At 67.1% G+C, this 18,131-nt stretch carries 15 protein-coding genes; 7 read left to right on the plus strand and 8 right to left on the minus strand.

The features are described from left to right. Window positions 1–180: 180 nt before the first annotated feature. On the minus strand, window positions 181–780 hold the full coding sequence (locus tag QTN24_RS03730) for a histone H1-like DNA-binding protein (RefSeq protein ID WP_124683249.1): 600 nt from the start codon (window positions 778–780) through the stop codon (window positions 181–183). Window positions 781–2,528: 1,748 nt separating this feature from the next. On the opposite strand from QTN24_RS03730, the gene QTN24_RS03735 reads away from it, so the two are divergent. Further along, entirely contained in the window at window positions 2,529–3,002 is a 474-nt protein-coding gene (locus tag QTN24_RS03735) for a DUF2147 domain-containing protein (protein ID WP_124683248.1), read from the plus strand. A gap of 203 nt (window positions 3,003–3,205) precedes the next feature. Next, the gene (locus tag QTN24_RS03740; RefSeq protein ID WP_409558972.1) at window positions 3,206–4,189 is read left to right on the plus strand and encodes a Bug family tripartite tricarboxylate transporter substrate binding protein; all 984 of its coding nucleotides are present in this window, start codon (window positions 3,206–3,208) and stop codon (window positions 4,187–4,189) included. A gap of 75 nt (window positions 4,190–4,264) precedes the next feature. On the opposite strand, the gene QTN24_RS03745 is transcribed toward QTN24_RS03740, so the two are convergent. Next, the gene (locus QTN24_RS03745) at window positions 4,265–5,158 is read right to left on the minus strand and encodes a LysR family transcriptional regulator (RefSeq protein WP_313835332.1); all 894 of its coding nucleotides are present in this window, start codon (window positions 5,156–5,158) and stop codon (window positions 4,265–4,267) included. Window positions 5,159–5,324: 166 nt separating this feature from the next. Between QTN24_RS03745 and QTN24_RS03750 the strand changes: the two genes are divergently transcribed. After that, the gene (locus QTN24_RS03750; protein ID WP_124683246.1) at window positions 5,325–5,723 is read left to right on the plus strand and encodes a tautomerase family protein; all 399 of its coding nucleotides are present in this window, start codon (window positions 5,325–5,327) and stop codon (window positions 5,721–5,723) included. A gap of 125 nt (window positions 5,724–5,848) precedes the next feature. Beyond that, window positions 5,849–6,682 carry an aldo/keto reductase gene (locus tag QTN24_RS03755; protein ID WP_313835333.1) on the plus strand — a complete coding sequence of 278 codons (834 nt, stop codon included), beginning with the start codon at window positions 5,849–5,851 and terminating at the stop codon, window positions 6,680–6,682. Window positions 6,683–6,721: 39 nt separating this feature from the next. Here the strand turns inward: QTN24_RS03755 and QTN24_RS03760 are convergent, their stop codons facing one another. Then, complete coding sequence (locus QTN24_RS03760) at window positions 6,722–7,135, minus strand: hypothetical protein (protein WP_313835334.1); 414 nt, start codon at window positions 7,133–7,135, stop codon at window positions 6,722–6,724. Window positions 7,136–7,431: 296 nt separating this feature from the next. Here QTN24_RS03760 and QTN24_RS03765 point away from each other — a divergent pair, with 296 nt between their 5' ends. Both QTN24_RS03765 and QTN24_RS03770 read left to right on the plus strand, forming a co-directional pair. Continuing rightward, the gene (locus QTN24_RS03765; RefSeq protein ID WP_124683244.1) at window positions 7,432–8,031 is read left to right on the plus strand and encodes a YSC84-related protein; all 600 of its coding nucleotides are present in this window, start codon (window positions 7,432–7,434) and stop codon (window positions 8,029–8,031) included. Window positions 8,032–8,193: 162 nt separating this feature from the next. Further along, complete coding sequence (locus QTN24_RS03770) at window positions 8,194–9,129, plus strand: recombination-associated protein RdgC (protein WP_124683243.1); 936 nt, start codon at window positions 8,194–8,196, stop codon at window positions 9,127–9,129. A 58-nt stretch (window positions 9,130–9,187) separates the two neighbouring features. Here QTN24_RS03770 and QTN24_RS03775 read toward each other — a convergent pair whose 3' ends face one another. Continuing rightward, a complete protein-coding gene (locus QTN24_RS03775; protein WP_124683242.1) occupies window positions 9,188–10,153 on the minus strand; it encodes a zinc-binding alcohol dehydrogenase family protein in 966 nt (321 codons plus the stop codon). Between the two features lie 156 nt (window positions 10,154–10,309). Between QTN24_RS03775 and QTN24_RS03780 the strand changes: the two genes are divergently transcribed. Further along, window positions 10,310–11,281 carry a tripartite tricarboxylate transporter substrate binding protein gene (locus tag QTN24_RS03780; protein ID WP_409558973.1) on the plus strand — a complete coding sequence of 324 codons (972 nt, stop codon included), beginning with the start codon at window positions 10,310–10,312 and terminating at the stop codon, window positions 11,279–11,281. Window positions 11,282–11,300: 19 nt separating this feature from the next. On the opposite strand, the gene QTN24_RS03785 is transcribed toward QTN24_RS03780, so the two are convergent. From QTN24_RS03785 to QTN24_RS03800, 4 genes are all read right to left on the minus strand, one after another. Further along, a complete protein-coding gene (locus QTN24_RS03785) occupies window positions 11,301–12,620 on the minus strand; it encodes a HipA domain-containing protein (protein WP_313835335.1) in 1,320 nt (439 codons plus the stop codon). Then, on the minus strand, window positions 12,617–12,961 hold the full coding sequence (locus tag QTN24_RS03790) for a helix-turn-helix domain-containing protein (protein WP_313835336.1): 345 nt from the start codon (window positions 12,959–12,961) through the stop codon (window positions 12,617–12,619). Before QTN24_RS03790 ends, QTN24_RS03785 begins: the two co-directional genes overlap by 4 nt. Window positions 12,962–13,309: 348 nt before the next feature. Further along, on the minus strand, window positions 13,310–14,503 hold the full coding sequence (locus tag QTN24_RS03795; protein WP_124683239.1) for a ribonucleotide-diphosphate reductase subunit beta: 1,194 nt from the start codon (window positions 14,501–14,503) through the stop codon (window positions 13,310–13,312). Window positions 14,504–14,634: 131 nt separating this feature from the next. Then, a complete protein-coding gene (locus QTN24_RS03800; protein WP_124683238.1) occupies window positions 14,635–17,580 on the minus strand; it encodes a ribonucleoside-diphosphate reductase subunit alpha in 2,946 nt (981 codons plus the stop codon). Window positions 17,581–18,131: the final 551 nt, after the last annotated feature.

Raw genomic sequence — 18,131 nt, forward strand, 5'->3', positions numbered from 1 at the left:
GTTTTGCTTTTGGGGAGTCGCCAGCGCGCGGGCATGAAAAAACCCGCCGGGCACGGAGGCCATCGGCGGGTTGGCAAGACTTGCTGTCTTGCTGACCGGATACCGCGTATCCGGTCAATGTGGCACGCGATGCGTGCTCTGGCGATTCCCTGTGGTGACCGCTCGCACGAGGCGAGGCGATTACGGACGGTTGCCCGTCGGGAACGGCCAGGCCGCGGCCGGGTTCAGCGTGGTCTTGGCCGGTGCAGCAGCAGCGGGAGCAACGGCAGGGGCCGCGGCAGGCTTGGCAGCCTTCTTGGCAGCCGGCTTCTTGGCAGCGGCCTTCTTGGCGGCCGGCTTCTTCGCAGCAGCAGCCTTCTTGGCCGGCGCAGCCTTCTTGGCAGCAGCCTTCTTGGCCGGTGCGGCCTTCTTGGCGGCAACCTTCTTCACTGCGGCCTTCTTGGCCGGTGCTGCCTTCTTGGCGGCGACCTTCTTGGTTGCAACCTTCTTGGCGGCAACCTTCTTCACCGCGGCCTTCTTGGCCGGTGCTGCCTTCTTGGCGGCTACCTTCTTGGTGGCGACCTTCTTGGCTGCAACCTTCTTCACAGCGGCCTTCTTGGCTGCCGGCTTCTTGGCGGCGACCTTCTTGGCGGCGACCTTCTTGGTTGCGACCTTCTTGGTTGCAGCCTTCTTGGCGGCCGGCGCTGCCTTCTTGGCGGCGACCTTCTTCACAGCGGCCTTCTTGGCGGCGGGCTTGGCAGCCTTCTTGGCCGCCGGCTTTTTCTTTGCAGCAGTTGCCATGGATAACTCCTTCACTAACGTGAAATATCGAATGACCTAAATGGACGACCCGACCGGCCCGAGGCGCGTTCCTGCCTGGCCCCAACCGAGCGAGCGATTCATCGGCGCACGACACTTCGTCAACCGCACGCTAATGAATTCGGTGACAGGGCACCGGCCGCGACCCGCATGGCGCGGCACGGTGTCTTCACGGCAGCGCAAGATCCGCGCGCGGGCTGCAACGCCAGCGTCCAGGCGGATCTCCGGGGCATGCCGTGCCCTGGAATATTCGATTGGCCCGCGCCGTCCATCGTGGCGACGCGCTGCCTGATAAGAGGAGATATCGGTCAGCTTGCCTGCAGCACGGGCTTGGCCTCGCGCACTGCAGACGGCAATCCTACGGGGGTAGCTCGCCCATCCCGTCACTGGGCTACAGGAGACTGCACGCGTTGTAAGAAGCCTGATCGGCCCGGTCTGCGTCAAAGTTCTGGTGCTCCCTGGCTACCCGCATTCACTGCGCCGAAGCGTCGCGTCATCGTTGCTTCTTGCTTGCCTTCTTGCGACGCCCGCTTCGTCGAATCACGTCGATGCAATGAAGTGAGACTCTTGTCAAGGCGAATCATAATTCGTTTGTTCGATGATGTTAAGAAAAAAGTGCAAAAAAACTTGCGCGCAAGATCGAATCGATCTACTTCACGCGCGCGCTTCGATGACGACACCATCGACACCTACTCTGATGACGACTCTCACGCGTCGATCGAAGTTCCGAAGCGCGTGAGTTTCGATCGCGATCGACGGCGTTGCACACTGTCTCGCGCGGTGCGCGCGCACGTCGCGCACGCATCGTCGGACGACCGCTCGGGTACCGCATCGCACCCGCTCGCCGCCACCATCCGCATACCCGCGCGCTGTCTCGAAAGCCGCATGAACAGTGGCTTTCCGGCCTGCGCACGATCACGCGCACGATGCGCTGCCGCGTCGCTGCGCGTGGCTGCGGCACGCGCGTCCATCGGCGCCCCAACGTGTCCGACGCGCTTCCGCATCGACCACCGATCGGCACGCGCGCGATGCCACCGCGCATCGCGTCGACTGACCGCGCGTGCATCGACACGACAGTTGCGCGAGTACGACGAAAGAGTGATGCGCGCACGCAACGGTCGGTCGCTGCGACACGTGTTTGCATCCGCGTTTGGACATCGATGGCATGCACAACGATGTGTCGACGCACGCGCCGCGCGCACCGGATCGCCCGTCGACCCACCACGCGCATCGCGCGCTTCGTCGACCGTGTCTTGCGATGGCATTCGGGTTCTCACCAATGCATCGGCGGACGCGCGCGCCGACATGCCGACCACCTCCGGCGGCACCGCGTCGCCACCGCAACGCCACTGTTTTAGCCGGCTAGAGGAATGCCTCGGGTCGGCCCCGCGCGGGCGTGTTGCTGCAGGACAAAATCCACGCCAGGCGCCGGCTGGCGGGCGATGCGCGCCGCCCTTGCGCTACGCTCTGGTGCGTACGCAAACGGATGTTGGCCGTTGCGGTGTCCGGGCGGCGCCAGTAGATTGGCGTCGCGCGGCAAAGACGCCGACGGGTGGGCATCGGTGCAGCACCGGCCCGTGCAACCATCCGGGCCGCGTGCGGATATCCTGCTCGCCTTGTACGGCTTGCACGTCAGACCTGCAGAGGCGTCCGCCGCCGTACAGCCGACACCACCCGCGCCGCGACCTGGCGAATCCGCCGTCGCGGAAACACTGAACCTGGAGACTTTCATGCGCATGACCGCCCCCCGCGCCCTGCTTCGCACCACCGCCCGCGCCGCGCTGTTTGCCGCGGCGTTCACCGCCAGCACCTTCGCCATGGCGCAGTCGACGCCGGCCGGCACCTGGCACACGATCGACGACGCCACCGGCAAGCCGCGCGGAGTGATCGAGATTTCGGAGAAGGACGGCGTGTACAGCGGCAAGCTCGTGAAGAGCCTGGTGCCGTCCGAAGGTCCGCCCAAGGTGTGCGACAAATGCAACGACGCGCGCAAGGACCAGCCCATCATCGGCATGACGCTGCTGACCGGGCTGCGCAAGACGGGCGACAACGAGTGGACCGGTGGCGAGATCCTGGACCCGGAGACCGGCAAGCTCTACAAATGCAAGATGTCGATGGCCGACGACGGCAAGAAGCTCAACGTGCGCGGCTTCATCGGCATCAGCCTGATCGGCCGGACCCAGACCTGGGTGCGCCAGCCGTGACGCCGCGCGGGAGCGGGGCCGCTGCCGCCCCGCTGCCCGCTTCCTTTCCCCGCCCACCCGGCCGCGCCTCCGTCCCGACTTTTCCGCCCCTGCCGTCCCCCGGCAGGTCGGCCGCAAGCCACGCCGTCCTACAGCCAACTGACAGGTTCGATCGGTAAGATCGAAAGCCCCGAATGGGCTACGACAAAGACTGGAGACCGATCATGCATTCCCCCCTGCGCTTTTCCCCGCGCCGCCGCACCCTGGCCCTGGCGCTTGCCGCCGCCTCGCTGGTGGCCACCACCGCCCACGCCGCCGATGCCTGGCCCAACCACGTGATCAAGTTCGTCGTGCCGTTCACGGCCGGCGGCGCCAACGACCTCGTGGCGCGGGCCGGCGCCGAGGCAGTGAGCAAGCGCATCGGCCAGCCGGTGGTGATCGAGAACCGTCCCGGTGCCGGCGGCATTGTCGGGGCCGACTACGTGGCCAAGAGCAAGCCCGACGGCTACACGTTCCTGGTGGGCGCCGTGGGCACCGTCACCAACAGCCTGATCCGCACCAAGATGCCGTACCAGCCGGACGACCTCGTGCCGGTGGGCCTGATCGCGGTCAGCCCGTCGGTGATCGTGGCGTCGCCGTCGCTGCCGGTGAACAACGTCAAGGAACTGGTCGAGTACTCGAAGAAGCAGGGTGGCGTGCCGTTTGCCACGGCCGGCAGCGGCAGCACGCCGCACTTCGTCGAAGAAATGCTTAAGGAAAAGGGTGCCCAGCTCACCGTGGTGCCCTACAAGAGCGGGTCGGAAAGCATTACCGCGGTGATTGGTGGACAGGTGGCGGCAACGTCGGAGGCGTCGATCGTGGTGTTGCCCCAGATCAAGGCGGGCAAGCTCAAGGCGCTGGGCGCCACCTGGGACAAGAAGATGCCGGCGGCGCCGAACATCCCGACCACGGCCGAGCAGGGTCTGCCCGAGGTGCGCATTGGCCATTGGGCCGGCATCTTCGCGCCCAAGGGCACCGACCCGGCGATCATCAAGAAGCTCAACGCCGAGCTGACGGCCGGGATGCAGAATCCCGAGATCCGCGACCGGCTGATCCGGAACGGCATCGAGCCGGCCGGCGGTTCGGTCGAGAGCTTTGTGACCTTCATCAAGACCGAGCGCGAACGGCTGGGCCGCATCGCCAAGAACGCCAACATGACGTCCGAGTAAGCCACCGCACCCGGCTTGCCCAGACACTGGCAGACGGCCCGCTCCATGCGGGCCTTTTTGTTGGGCGTCGCCGTATCAGCCGAACTGCTCGGCCAGCGCCTGCCTGGCCTGTTCGATGAACTCGCCCTCCCCGCGCCGCGGGGCCAGTAGATAGAACTCGGCCGACGGCAGCGCCGGCAGCTTCCAGCCGCTCGCGTCGGCGGCGTCCACCGGCATCACGCCGGGCCCGATGGCCGACGTGTTCAGGCACGACACACCGAGCCCGGCCGCCAGCGCCAGATGCAGCCCGGCCACCCCCGACGCCGAATGAGCGATGTCGAACTCGCGCCGGCGGCGCATCAGCAACTGCACCACGAACTGGTGCAGCGAGCACGAGTCGGGCAGCAGCACCAGCGGCAGCGTGGGCTGCGGCGCCTGCGCAATCTCGGGCGCCGCCACCCACGCCAGCGCCTCGCGCCGCAGCACCGTGCCGCCGCGCGCCGCGCCCTCGCGCCGGGCCTCCGGGCCGCGCGCGCCGATCAGCCGCATGCTCAGGCCGATGTCGAACGTGTCCAAGTCGGCCGCCGCCTCGATGGCGGCGCTCTTCATCACCGTGACGTGCAGTTTCAGATAGGGATAGCGGTCGCGCAGCCGGCGCAGCATGCCGGCAATCTCGCCGGGGCGGAAGTAGTCGGTCACGGCCAGCCGCAGCTCGCCATCCAGCGTCTGGCCGCGCAGTTCGGCCATGGCCTGCTCGTTCAGCGACAGGATGCGCCGCGCGTAGTCCAGCAGCCGCGCCCCCGCCGGCGTCAGCGCGGCGCCCCGCTTGCCGCGCGTCAGCAGCGGCACGCCGGCGCGCTCCTCCAGCTTGCGCAACTGCTCGCTGACCGACGATTGCGACAGGAACAGGCGCGGCGCCGCCGCCGACAGGCTGCCGCTTTCCGCCACCGCCACGAACGTCCGGAGCTGGTCTGTCTCGAATCCACGCATGATCGCCGCCTGCCTTTCCGATGTTTCGGATTACCCGATACATGCAATCGTATATTCCCGCTTTTCCGATGGCAAGGAGACGCCTACGATAGCGTTACCGCAGCCGCCAGAGCCCGCCAACGGGCACAGCGGCAACGCGCATCCATCCACCCGAAAGGAGCCCGTCATGCCCCATGTTTCCCTGCAGATTTCCGGCCAGCCCGATACCGACCTGATGCGCCGCGCCGTTGCCACGGTGGGCGAACTGACCCAGCGCGTGCTGGGCAAGGAAGCGCCGGTCATCGCCACGACCGTGACGTTCATCCCGCGCGAGCAGTGGTTCATCGGCGGCCAGCCGCTGTCGGCGCGTGAGACGGGTCGCAACGCGTTCCAGCTCGACATCAGCGTGACCGACGAGACGAACACCAAGGCCGAGAAAGCCGACTACCTGCGGCAGGCGTTCGCGGCGCTGTCCGAGCTGATTGGCGACGTGAACGAGGTCTCGTATATCCACGTCATCGACGCGCGCGCGGCGGCCTACGGCTATGGCGGCCGGACGCAGGAGTACCGGCACCAGCACCGTTGAGCGGGCGGCCGGGGCGCCGGCCATTCCATCGCCCCGGTCAAAAGTGCCGTGCGGGCGGCGTGCTTGTGCCGCGCAGCGATGTTAACTAGTGTGGAGGGCGGATTTCCCGATACCGGAGGCATCGCATGAAGCAAGTCACGCTACCCGGCGGCGAGCGCGTTCCCGCGCTGGGCGTGGGCACCTGGAACATGGGCGACGACCGCGGCACGCGCGCCGAGGAGATCGCCACGCTCCGAATGGGCCTGGACCTGGGCCTGCGGCTGATGGACACGGCCGAGATGTATGGCGAGGGCTTGTCGGAATCGCTGATCGGCGAGGCGCTGGCCGGCCGTCGCGACGAGGCGTTCCTGGTCAGCAAGGTCTATCCGCACAACGCCAGCCGCAAGGGCGCCGTGGCCGCGTGCGAGCGCAGCCTGCGCCGGCTGGGCACCGACCGGCTGGACCTGTACCTGCTGCACTGGCGCGGCGACGTACCGTTCGAGGAGACGATCGAGGCGTTCCAGGCGCTGCAGGCCGCCGGCAAGATCCGGTATTTCGGCGTCAGCAACCTCGACCTCGACGATATGGAAGCTTTTTGCGACGTGCCCGGCGGCGACGCCGTGGCCGTCAACCAGTTGCTCTACAACCTGAGCCGGCGCGGCATCGAGTTCGACCTGCTGCCATGGTTGCGCGAACGCAACGTGCCGGTGATGGCCTACTCGCCCATCGAGCAGGCCCGGCTGTTGCGCAACGCCGGCCTGCGGCGCTTTGCCGAGCGGCACGGCATGACGCCGGCCCAGGCCGCGCTGGCGTGGCTGCTGCGGACCGACGACATCATCGCCATCCCGAAGACCAGACAGCGGGACCGGCTGCGCGAGAACGTCCGGGCGCTGGAAATCACGCTGACTCCCGAGCAACTGGACGAACTGGACGCGCTGTTCCCGCCGCCGCGCCACGCGCAGCCGCTGGCGATGCTGTAATGGATCAGGGGATCAGCGGGGTCAGCGGGGTCAGCGGGGTCAGCGCTGGCCGGCCTTGTAGCGCTCGACCTCGACATAGCGCGTCAGATAGGTACGCGCCTTTTCGCGCGTGTCGGTGGTCACGCGGTCGGCTGCCTGGCGGGCGCTGTTCTGGCCGTGGGCGCTACTCATCTGGGCGGAAAGGTACGACTGGAAGGCGTCGTGCATGACCTTCAGCTGATCCTTGCACGCGTCGATGGCACCGGCGGCCACGTCCTTGGACGTGCCCTTGCCCTTGGCGCCGTCGCTGGCCTTGTCCTGGACGCAATCCATGTACTTGGCGCGCTCGGCCTGCCAACCTGAATTCATCTGGGCCACTTCCTGCTTGGCTTCGGGCGACTCGACGGTCGGGGCCGACCCGCAGGCCGCCAGCAGCAGGGCCGCCAGCGGCGTTACGGCGGCACCGAGGCGCAACCATCGACGGGGACGCTGCGACGCAGCATGCGCGACGGTCGGGGCGGCGGAAGAAATACCAGAAATGTTGGAGCGGGTGGGGATCGTCATGGGGGCGGTTGGCGTTGGCATGCACCAAAGACCGGGCTTGGCAAGCGGGGTTCCTGTCGCGGTTCCCTGATTTTGCAAGAAAGTATGACTATGTCATGTCAGAGCCCCCTCCCCCCCTTGTCAGACAAAATCGCATTTGCGGATGTGGCTTGTCCGCCTATGCTGTAGAGGCGGTTGCAACACATGACCCCCTCCTGGAGGAAATAATGAAACGTCGAACCTTCCTGTCCGCCGGCAGTGCTGGGCTTGTCGGCCTTACTGGTCTTTCTTTGGGCGCGCTGTCGCTGACGGGCTGCAGCGTGACCGGTCCCAAGGACTCTGGCGATAGCGCGTCCAAGCGTCGCGAGATCGATACTGGCGCCACCGATACGCTGAACCGTCTGTATGCGACGGCCAGCGGTGCGCGCGACCTTGGCGCCAAAGCCAAGGGCATCCTGATTTTCCCGAAACTGCTGTCCGCCGGCTTTATCGTCGGGGGCGAGTATGGCGACGGCGTGCTGCGTTCCGGCGGCGCCAACCGTGGCTACTACCGTGCCATTTCCGGCTCCATCGGCTGGCAGATCGGCGCCCAGTCCAAGGCCTTCGTGCTGATGTTCATGACGCAGGAAGCCTACGACAAGTTCGTGCGCAGCAGCGGCTGGCAGGTCGGCGCCGACGCCACGGTGGCCCTGGCCACAATCGGCGCGAATGGCCAGATCGATACCAACACGGCCCAGCAGCCGATCATCGGCTTTGCCATGACCAACGCCGGCGTGATGGCCGGCCTGAGCCTGGAAGGCACGAAGATCTCGAAGCTCGACATCTGACGGCCGGGCCGGCCACCGCGCCGGCCACCGCCACATGGCGTCCCGGGTGCGGCATTCCGATGCCGCATCCGGGACGCCATTTTTTCTTGGCCGCCCACCTGCCGCCCGAGCCGTTAGAATGCGTGCCTTGCCAATTCCAACCGTACGCGAGGCCGAATTCTCATGTGGTTCAAGAATCTCCAGATTCATCGTTTCTCCGCCCCGTGGACGCTTTCCGCCGAAGACGTCGAGGCCAGCCTGGCCAAGCATGCGTTCTACCCCGGCACCAGCCTTGAGATGCAAACCCAGGGCTGGGCATCGCCGCGCGACAACGGCCAGCTCGTGCACTGCGTGAACCGCCAGATGCTGCTGGTGCTGCGCACCGAGAAGAAGCTGCTACCCGCCACCGTGGTCAACCAGGTCACCAAGGCCCGCGCCGCCGAGATCGAGGAGCAGCAAGGCTTCAAGCCCGGCCGCAAGCAGCTCAAGGAACTGAAGGAGCAGGTCACCGAGGAACTGCTGCCCCGCGCCTTCAGCATCCGCCGCGACACGCGCGTCTGGATCGATCCCGTGAACGGCTGGCTTGCCATCGACGCGGCCGGCACCGCCAAGGCCGACGAAGTACGCGGCATGCTGTTCAAGGCGCTGGACCCGCTGCCGGTGGTCGGCCTGCAGGTCAACCTGTCGCCGGTGGCCGCCATGACCGAGTGGCTGGCCACCGATACCGCCCCGGCCGGCTTCACGGTCGACCAGGAGATCGAGCTGCAGTCGAGCAGCGAGAGCAAGGCCACCGTGCGATACGTCCGCCATCCGCTCGACCCGGAGGACCTGCGCCGCCACATCGCCGCCGGCAAGCGCTGCACGCGCCTGGCGATGACGTGGAACGACCGCGTGTCCTTCGTGCTGACCGACGCCCTGGCCGTCAAGCGCGTGAATCCGCTGGACGTGATCAAGGAACAGGCCGACGCCACGCTGCACGACGAGGACGAGCGCTTCGACGCCGACTTCGCGCTGATGGCCGGTGAACTGGCCGGCCTGCTGACCGACCTGACCGACGCCCTGGGCGGCGAGCGCAAGACCGAGTCGGCCATCACCGACGCGCCGCGCAAGGCCGCCTGACCCCGGCCGTCCCGGTCCCAGCCCCGGCCTCACCGCCCCGCCTGATCCCGGCCCGCGCTCACTCCAGCGTCAGCACGACGCGCTGGCCGGTCTCGCCCACGCGCCGCCACGCCGCGGCCACCTCCTGCATGGCCATCTGCTCGGCGTCGACCGACAGGTGGCCCTCGCGCATGCAGCCCAGCACGTCCTCCACCAGCAGCCTCAGGTCTTCCGGGAGCGGATAGCTGGCGGGGCCGCAGCCCATCACCACGGCGCGGGAATCCCGCAGGGCCGACGGCGCCATCAGCACGCTCGGCGCCATGCGACGGTCGGCAACCGTCACGATCCGAGTGCCGTGGTCGCGCGCCGACGCCGGCGGGCCGCCCGCCTGCACCAGCGCCGCCAGCAGCAGCTCAAGCACCTCGCCCCACAGGAAATCCACGACCACGTCGATGCCTTCCAGCGCGAAGCCCGCGAACGCCTGCTGCAGCGTGGCGGGCGGCTGCGCCAGGTCGACCATCGCATCGGCGCCGGTCACGTGGGCCAGGTCGATGCGGTGGCCCACCACGATCACGCGCGCCGCACCCTGCAGCCGTGCGGCCTGCACGGCCAGGCGCGCCGCCAGCCCTGCCGCGCCCAGGATCAGCACGGTCTCACCCGGCGCCAGATCGGCCCGCACCGCCAGCGGCAGCCACGCCTGCACGGCCGGCCCGACCAGCGCGGCCGCGGGGGCCGACTCCACCTCGTCCGGCACCGGCACCGTCCAGTGCGCCGGCACGAACTCGGCCATCGCGCCAAACGGGCTGCGCTCGGCGCGGAAGTAGACGCGCTGGCCGTCCGCCAGGTAGCCCACGCCATCGCTGCCGCAGACATAGGGCAGTTCCAGCGGCATGCACGCGTGCAGGCCGCGCGCAATGGCCAGGTCCGCCGGCCGGATCACGGCGGCGCACACGCGCACCAGCACTTCGCCGGCACGGGGTTCGGGGTCACGGAAGCTCATGAAGCGTGGGGCTTCGCCCATCTGTTGCAGTACGACCGCTCGCATCGGAATGCTCTCCTTCGTTGATGTCCGCAGTCGATCGTAGGGACTCGGCGTCCCACCGTCTTTGAGCCGATTCTGAAAATGGCGCGCGTAGAATCGCGGGGAACGACGCCATGCACAAAGACGTCGCCATTTCGCCAAACAGTTGAGGAGACCCCCTTGAAGTTCTTGCGCCCCCACGCCGGCCTGACGCTGGCCACGCTGCTGCTGGCCGCCGCCGGCACCGCCCACGCAGCCTGGCCCGAGCGGCCCATCAAGCTGATCGTGCCCTTCCCGCCGGGCCAGGCCACCGACATCTTTGCCCGCGCGCTGGCCGAAAAACTCGGCAAACAGCTAGGCCAGTCGATCGTCGTCGAGAACCGCGCCGGGGCCGGCGGCAACATCGGCATGGAAGTCGCCGCCAAGGCGGCCGCCGACGGCTACACGCTGGTCATGGCCGGCAGCGCGATGGCGATCAACCAGACGCTCTACAAGAAGGTCAACTACGATCCGCGCCAGGATTTCGCGCCGGTCTCGGGCGTGTTCTCGGTGCCGCTGGTGTTCCTGGCCACGCCGCAGTCGGGCTTCGGCTCGCTGCGCGACCTGATCGCCAAGGCCAAGGCGGCGCCGGGCAAGTACAGCTACGCCAGCGCCGGCATCGGCGGCACGCAGCACCTGTCGGCCGAGATGCTCAAGGCGCAGACCGGCACCTTCATCGTCCATATCCCCTACAAGGGCAGCGGCCCGGCGCAGGCCGATTTCCTGGGTAACCAGGTGCCGCTGATGGTGGATTCCGTGACGGCCGCCATGCCGCTGATCCAGTCCGGCAAGGCCGTGCCGCTGGCCGTGACCACGGCGCAGCGGGTGCCGCAGCTACAGTCGGTGCCCACCGTGCGCGAGCAGGGGGTACCGGGCTTCGAGGCCCTGGGCTGGGCCGTGATGATGGCCCCGGCCGGCACGCCGCCCGCCATCGTCAGCCAGCTCAACGCGGAAACGGTCAAGGCACTGCAATCGCCGGAGCTGCGCAAGTTCATCACCGACCGCGGCTCGGAACCGATGCCGATGACGCCGGCGGATACCGGCAAGTTTGTGGACAGCGAAATCCGCAAGTGGGCATCGGTGGTGAAGCGGTCGGGAGCGACGGCGGATTGAGCCCGCCGGTGTGGCGCGCTCAGGCCAGCAGGCGCGCCACGGTTTCGTCGATCACCACATGGCGGATGGTGCGCAGCAGCCGCGCTTCACCCGCAAACGTGGCGCGGAGTTCGGGCCGCGCGGCGCCTAGCCGGTCGTTCTCGTCCAGGGTCTCGGCCAGCAGCGCATCGGCGTGCGCCGGGATCATCCGCAGCATGTCGTCGACCTGGCGCGTGGCCGTGGGGCGCGTCAGGCCCAGCGACTGGCCGGCATCGACCAGCAACGTGCGCGTGAACCCGGCATAGCGCCGCTCGCCCGCGATGGGGCTGGTGAATTCGACCAGGTCCGGCCAGCGCTCGCGCGGGCTGTAGGCGCGGGTTTCGTAGGCGCTCTCGGACAACAGGTCGTAGTGCGGCGCCAGCGAGATGCCCTGGCGATCCACCAGGAAGCTCAGGTTCTTGAGGTGCGAATCGCCATTGCCGACCAGGATGCAGAACAGCAGCCAGCGGTAGATCCGCAGCCGCGCCGCGGCGGGCGCCCGGCACGCGTTGGCGAGCCGGGCCAGCGACGCCAGCGACCATGCCGAGTACTTCATGGCCGGCGACAGGTTCAGCAGCTGGCAGCCGTCGATGGCGTGCAGGCGCGTCGTCACGCCATTGGACACGGCCCGGTCGAAACGGCGGATCAGGTACACGGGCGCCGGCACGTAGCGACGCTCGACCTCGGGAACATCCAGTCCCACCCGGCCCGCCAGCCGCATAATGAACCACTCGTTGATCACCGAATACGGATAGTTGTCCGTCTGAGGATGGTCGGGCTTGAGAATGTGGGTCGACACGGCCTGCCCGCTGGGCTCGAACAACTGGCCGTCCCGCAGGACCACGGCCAGCTTGTGCTGCGCGCCTGCCAGGGACATCTTCTTGGGTGCATCGTGCGTCAGCGGGACGGTCGGCAGGTTGCGGATGCGCGTATCGAGTTCGGCGTCGGTGAGCGGCCGCAGCGTGTGGTCGGGCGGCGCGACGTCGTCCGGCCGGCGCAGCGTCAGCGATCCCGCCGATTCGCGTCCGTAGTATTCCAGCAGCGCGAAGGCGTCGTGGATGTCGCGCAGCCCGGCGTCGCGGGCCAGCAATGCCCGGGCGCCCTCTTCCGGCAGCAGATTGTCGAAATACCACTGGACCGCGCGCTCGGTGGCGCCGTCGGCCTGCGGACCGGCCTGCATCGGCAGGTGGGGGCTCAGCATGAACGCGGACGCGTCGGCCATCCACCATGGCGCGTACTCGAAACTCCAGAGATTGCCGTCCTCGCGCAGGGTGCCGACGAGGCTGCCGTCGATCGATGCCAGCAGTTCGCGCCCGGTCATTCGATCTCTCCCGTCGAGGACGCTGGCGCCTGCGGGTCGCCGTCGCGGGTCCGGGCGCGCTGCCGGCGGGCGTCGGCCCGGCGTTCGGCGCGGGCCAGTTGTTCGGCAAGCGCGTCGAGATCGGTGTCCGGGATGTCGACGGTCACCCGCACGCCAAAGCCCTGCAGGATCTGGAACAACTTGCCCCACTGGACGGTTTCCGCGCCCCGCTCGGCTTTGACCATGAACGATTCGCTGACGCCCACGGCGCCGGCGGCGTCGTCCTGGCGCAGGTTGGCCGTCTTGCGCGCGGCGCGAATCACGCCGCCGATGTCCGAGGCTTGCTGGAGGGTGTATTGCATGATGGGGTGCGCCAGACTGTGCGATCGACTAGTTTCAACCAAGATAGCACGGGAACCGACAAAAACTAGTTGATCGCATGGTTTTATTGGCTTCCGCGCGATAAAACCATAAAAACCGTTTGATCGCACGGTTTATGGGACGGTTACCCACTTTTCAACATGAAACCGTGCAGACGCACGGTTTAACCCCCTCCACCCATTCCCACCCCAAAAGAAAAACGGACACCGGGCTCCCCGCCCGATGTCCGTCACACCCGTCCCGGCTGCCCTGGACTGTTCAATGCTTGTCGTTGTTACGCTGCAGCCGACCCTTCAATCGCGTAGCGCATGGTTCGATCAGGTGACCGATCAGTCCCACGACAGCGCGCCGCCGGTCTGGTACTCGATCACGCGCGTTTCGAAGAAGTTGCGTTCCTTCTTCAGGTCGATCATCTCGCTCATCCACGGGAACGGGTTTTCCTCGTTCGGGAACAGCTGGTCCAGGCCGATCTGCTGGCAGCGGCGGTTGCAGATGAACCGCAGGTAGCTCTTGAACATCGGCGCGTTCAGGCCCAGCACGCCGCGCGGCATGGTGTCCTCGGCGTAGCGGTATTCCAGGTCCACGGCCTTCTTGAACAGCTCGGTGATCTCGGCCTTGAACTCGGCCGTCCACAGGTGCGGGTTTTCCAGCTTGATCTGGTTGATCAGGTCGATGCCGAAGTTGCAGTGCAGCGACTCGTCGCGCAGGATGTACTGGTACTGCTCGGCCGCGCCGGTCATCTTGTTCTGGCGGCCCATCGCCAGGATCTGCGTGAAGCCGACGTAGAAGAACAGCCCTTCCATGATGCAGGCAAAGACGATCAGGCTCTTCAGCAGCTTCTGGTCGTTCTCGGGCGTGCCGGTCTTGAACGACGGGTCGGTCAGGGTGTCGATGAACGGGATCAGGAACTCGTCCTTGTCGCGGATCGACTGCACCTCGTGGTACGCGTTGAAGATCTCGGCCTCGTTCAGGCCCAGCGACTCCACGATGTACTGGTAGGCGTGCGTGTGGATGGCTTCCTCGAACGCCTGGCGCAGCAGGTACTGGCGGCATTCAGGCGCCGTGATCTGGCGGTAGGTGCCCAGCACGATGTTGTTGGCGGCCAGCGAGTCGGCCGTCACGAAGAAACCCAGGTTGCGCTTGATGATGCGGCGCTCGTCCTCGGTCAGCCCGTTCGGGTCCTTCCACAGGGCAATGTCGCGCGACATGTTGATTTCCTGCGGCATCCAGTGGTTGGCGCAGCCGGCCAGGTACTTTTCCCACGCCCACTTGTACTTGAACGGCACCAGCTGGTTCACGTCGGTGGCGCCGTTGATCACGCGCTTGTCGGCGGCGTTCACGCGGCGCGTGCTCTGGGCGGCGGCGGCGTTCGGGTTGTTGCCGAGGATGCCGGCCGGGGCCGTGGCGGCCGGCGGCAGCACGCCCATCTGGTCAGCCGTGGCGGCCGGCGCGGGCGGGATGGCGGGTTGCAGGGCAGGCTGGGCCTGCGGGGTGGCTTGAACGTCGTCGTCCCAGCTCAGCATGTTGTGTTCTCCAAGATTCGATTAGGGGCGGCTCAGGCACCGCGCGTCGGCGAGCGATGCGCCGGCCCTCTCCCCCGGCCCCGCGCCCGCATGGCGGGAACGGGGAGCAGTCCGAGGGGGGATGCAATGTGTTACTGGCAGGCTTCGCACTCGTCGAAGCCGGGGTCGCCCGGGCGCATCGTGCATACCGCGCCTTCGGCTTCCGGCATGGCCGGGGCCGACGCGGCTGCCGCGTCGATGGCCGAGCCGCCGGTGGCGCCCGACGACACCGCGTTCAGCGAACCGCGCGTGACCGTGGACTTCTCCACGTGCGTGGCGGCCATCGTGCGCAGGTAGTACGTCGTCTTCAGGCCACGCAGCCAGGCCAGCTTGTACGTGTCGTCCAGCTTCTTGCCCGATGCGCCGGCCATGTAGATGTTCAGCGACTGGGCCTGGTCGATCCACTTCTGGCGGCGGCTCGCGGCCTCCACCAGCCAGGTCGGCTCCACCTCGAACGCCGTCGCGTAGATGTCGCGCAGGTCCTGCGGGATGCGGTCGATGCGGGCCAGCGAGCCGTCAAAGTACTTCAGGTCGGCAACCATCACCTCGTCCCACAGGCCGCGCGCCTTCAGGTCGCGCACCAGGTAGTCGTTCACCACCGTGAACTCGCCCGACAGGTTCGACTTCACGTACAGGTTCTGGAACGTCGGCTCGATGCAGGCGGACACGCCGATGATGTTCGAGATCGTGGCGGTCGGGGCAATCGCGATGCAGTTCGAGTTGCGCATGCCGTGCTGCTTGATGCGGGCGCGCAGGCTGTCCCAGTCCATCGTCGACGACAGGTCCACGTCCAGGTAGCCGCCGCGCTCGTCGGCCAGCAGCTTCAGCGAGTCCTGCGGCAGGATGCCGCGATCCCACAGCGAGCCCTCGTACGAGCTGTAGCGGCCGCGTTCCTCGGCCAGCTCGGTCGACGCCTGGTAGGCGTAGTAGCAGACCGCTTCCATCGACGTGTCGGCAAACTTCACGGCGGCGTCGCTGGCGTACGGCGTGCGCAGCACGTGCAGGCAGTCCTGGAAGCCCATGATGCCCATGCCCACCGGGCGGTGGCGCAGGTTCGAATTGCGCGCCTTGTCCACCGCGTAGTAGTTGATGTCGATCACGTTGTCGAGCATGCGCATCGCCGTGCGGATGGTCTTCTGCAGCTTGGCGTGGTCCAGCACGTGCGTGCCGTCGGCCTGCTGCTTCAGGTGCGCCACCAGGTTCACGGAACCCAGGTTGCACACGGCGATTTCGCTGTCGTTCGTGTTCAGCGTGATTTCCGTGCACAGGTTCGAGCTGTGCACCACGCCCACGTGCTGCTGCGGGCTGCGGATGTTGCACGGGTCCTTGAACGTGATCCACGGGTGGCCGGTCTCGAACAGCATGCCCAGCATCTTGCGCCAGAGCTGCATGGCCGGCACCTTCTTGAACAGCTTCAGCTCGCCGCTGGCGGCCTTGGCCTCGTAGCCCAGGTACGCCTGCTCGAAGGCCTTGCCCACCTTGTCATGCAGGTCCGGGCAGGTGGACGGCGAGAACAGCGTCCATTCGCCGTTTTCCATCACGCGCTTCATGAACAGGTCCGGGATCCAGTTGGCCGTGTTCATGTCGTGGGTGCGGCGGCGGTCGTCGCCGGTGTTCTTGCGCAGTTCCAGGAATTCCTCGATGTCCAGGTGCCACGTCTCCAGGTACGCGCAGACCGCGCCCTTGCGCTTGCCGCCCTGGTTCACGGCCACGGCCGTGTCGTTGACCACCTTCAGGAACGGCACCACGCCCTGGCTCTTGCCGTTGGTGCCCTTGATGTGCGAGCCCAGCGCGCGCACGTTGGTCCAGTCGTTGCCCAGGCCGCCGGCAAACTTCGACAGCAGCGCGTTTTCCTTGAGCGCCTCGTAGATGCCTTCCAGGTCGTCCGAGACCGTGGTCAGGTAGCACGACGAGAGCTGCGAGCGGCGCGTGCCCGAGTTGAACAGCGTCGGCGTGGACGACATGAAGTCGAACGACGACAGGAGCTGGTAGAACTCGATGGCGCGGGCCTCGCGGTCCTTTTCCTCCAGCGCCAGGCCCATGGCCACGCGCATGAAGAACGCCTGCGGCATCTCGATGCGCTGCTCGTCCACGTGCAGGAAGTAGCGGTCGTACAGCGTCTGCAGGCCCAGGTAGTTGAACTGGAAGTCGCGCGACGCGTCCAGCGCGGCGCCCAGGCGGGCCAGGTCATAGGTGGCCAGCTTCTCGTCCAGCAGCTCGGCCTCGATGCCGCGCGCGATGAACTTCGGGAAGTACTCGGCGTACTTGGCCGACATCTCGGCCTGCGTCACCTCGGCGCCCAGGATCTCCTTGCGGATCGTGTGCAGCAGGATGCGGGCGGTCACCTGGCTGTAGGCCGGGTCCTTCTCGATCAGGGTCCGCGCGGCCAGGATGGCCGAATCGTAGACCTGGGTCATCGGCACGCCGTCGTACAGGTTCTTGAGCGTTTCCTTCAGGATCGGCTCGGCGCTCACGGCGCTGCCCAGGCCGCTGCAGGCGTTGTCGATCAGCGCGTGCAGCGCCACCAGGTCCAGCGGGCGCGAGGCGCCGTTGTCGGTCACGTTGAACGACACGCCGGATTCCTGCACGCGGGCCACGGCCTGCGCGTTGGCCTGCGCGCGCTCCTGGGTGCGCTTCTCGCGGTACAGCACGTAGGCACGGGCCACCTCATGCTCGCCCGAGCGCATCAGCGCCAGTTCCACGTGGTCCTGCACGTCCTCGATATGGAACGTGCCGCCGTTCGGGCGGCTGCGCAGCAGCGCGCGCACCACGTCCTGGGTCAGTTGCTCCACGATCTCGCGCACGCGCGCCGAGGCCGCGCCCTGTCCGCCGTTCACGGCCAGGAATGCCTTGGTCATGGCCACGGCGATCTTGTTCGGCTCGAACGACACCACGGCGCCATTGCGGCGGATCAGCTTGTAGTCCTGATACGAAACGCCTGCGGCGGCTGCGCCCTGCTGCGAGCCGGCTGCCGCGCCACCAATGCCGGTGGCGCCGGTTACGCCAGTGGTTTGTTGTTCGTTTTGGGCCGTTTGCATGAGGTAACTCCGGTTTTAACCCTGTAATGAGTGCTGTAGTTCTTCGACTGAGACGACAAAGTCCCTAGCAAAATGCGCTGTCTAAGACACTTGATTCCGGTGCTGCCAAATGCGAACCAAACTGCTCGTACGGACATTTTGCTAGGGACTTTCGGTACTGCGCCGGCCCGGTGGCCTTGCCTGGCCCAGGCGTCGCATCCTGCGGCGGCGCCTGCTGCACTTCCGGGCCGGTTCCCCGGCAGCACCACTAGATATTGTGGTGCCGATCAAAACTGGGCCTAAGTATAGTGAAACGCAAGCGAATGACCAGTCTTGACAAGTGCGTGGCGGCGTCCACGCCGGCGGGTGCGGCGGCGCCACATTCCCGCAAAGCGCGCTGCCTCAAGGCTTGGCGCCGTCACGTTCGGCGGCGCACATAATCCGGAAATAATTTTTATTGGGAATGGATCACCGATAGGCGCCCCGGAATCGGGCGGACAGCGTCCGGCCGGGGGCGCGATTGTAGCGGCGAATGCGCCGGAATGATGCGGCGCGCGGGCCGCTGCACCGCA

It is taken from the genome of Cupriavidus sp. SZY C1, assembly GCF_032190535.1.
Taxonomy (GTDB): domain Bacteria; phylum Pseudomonadota; class Gammaproteobacteria; order Burkholderiales; family Burkholderiaceae; genus Cupriavidus; species Cupriavidus pauculus_C.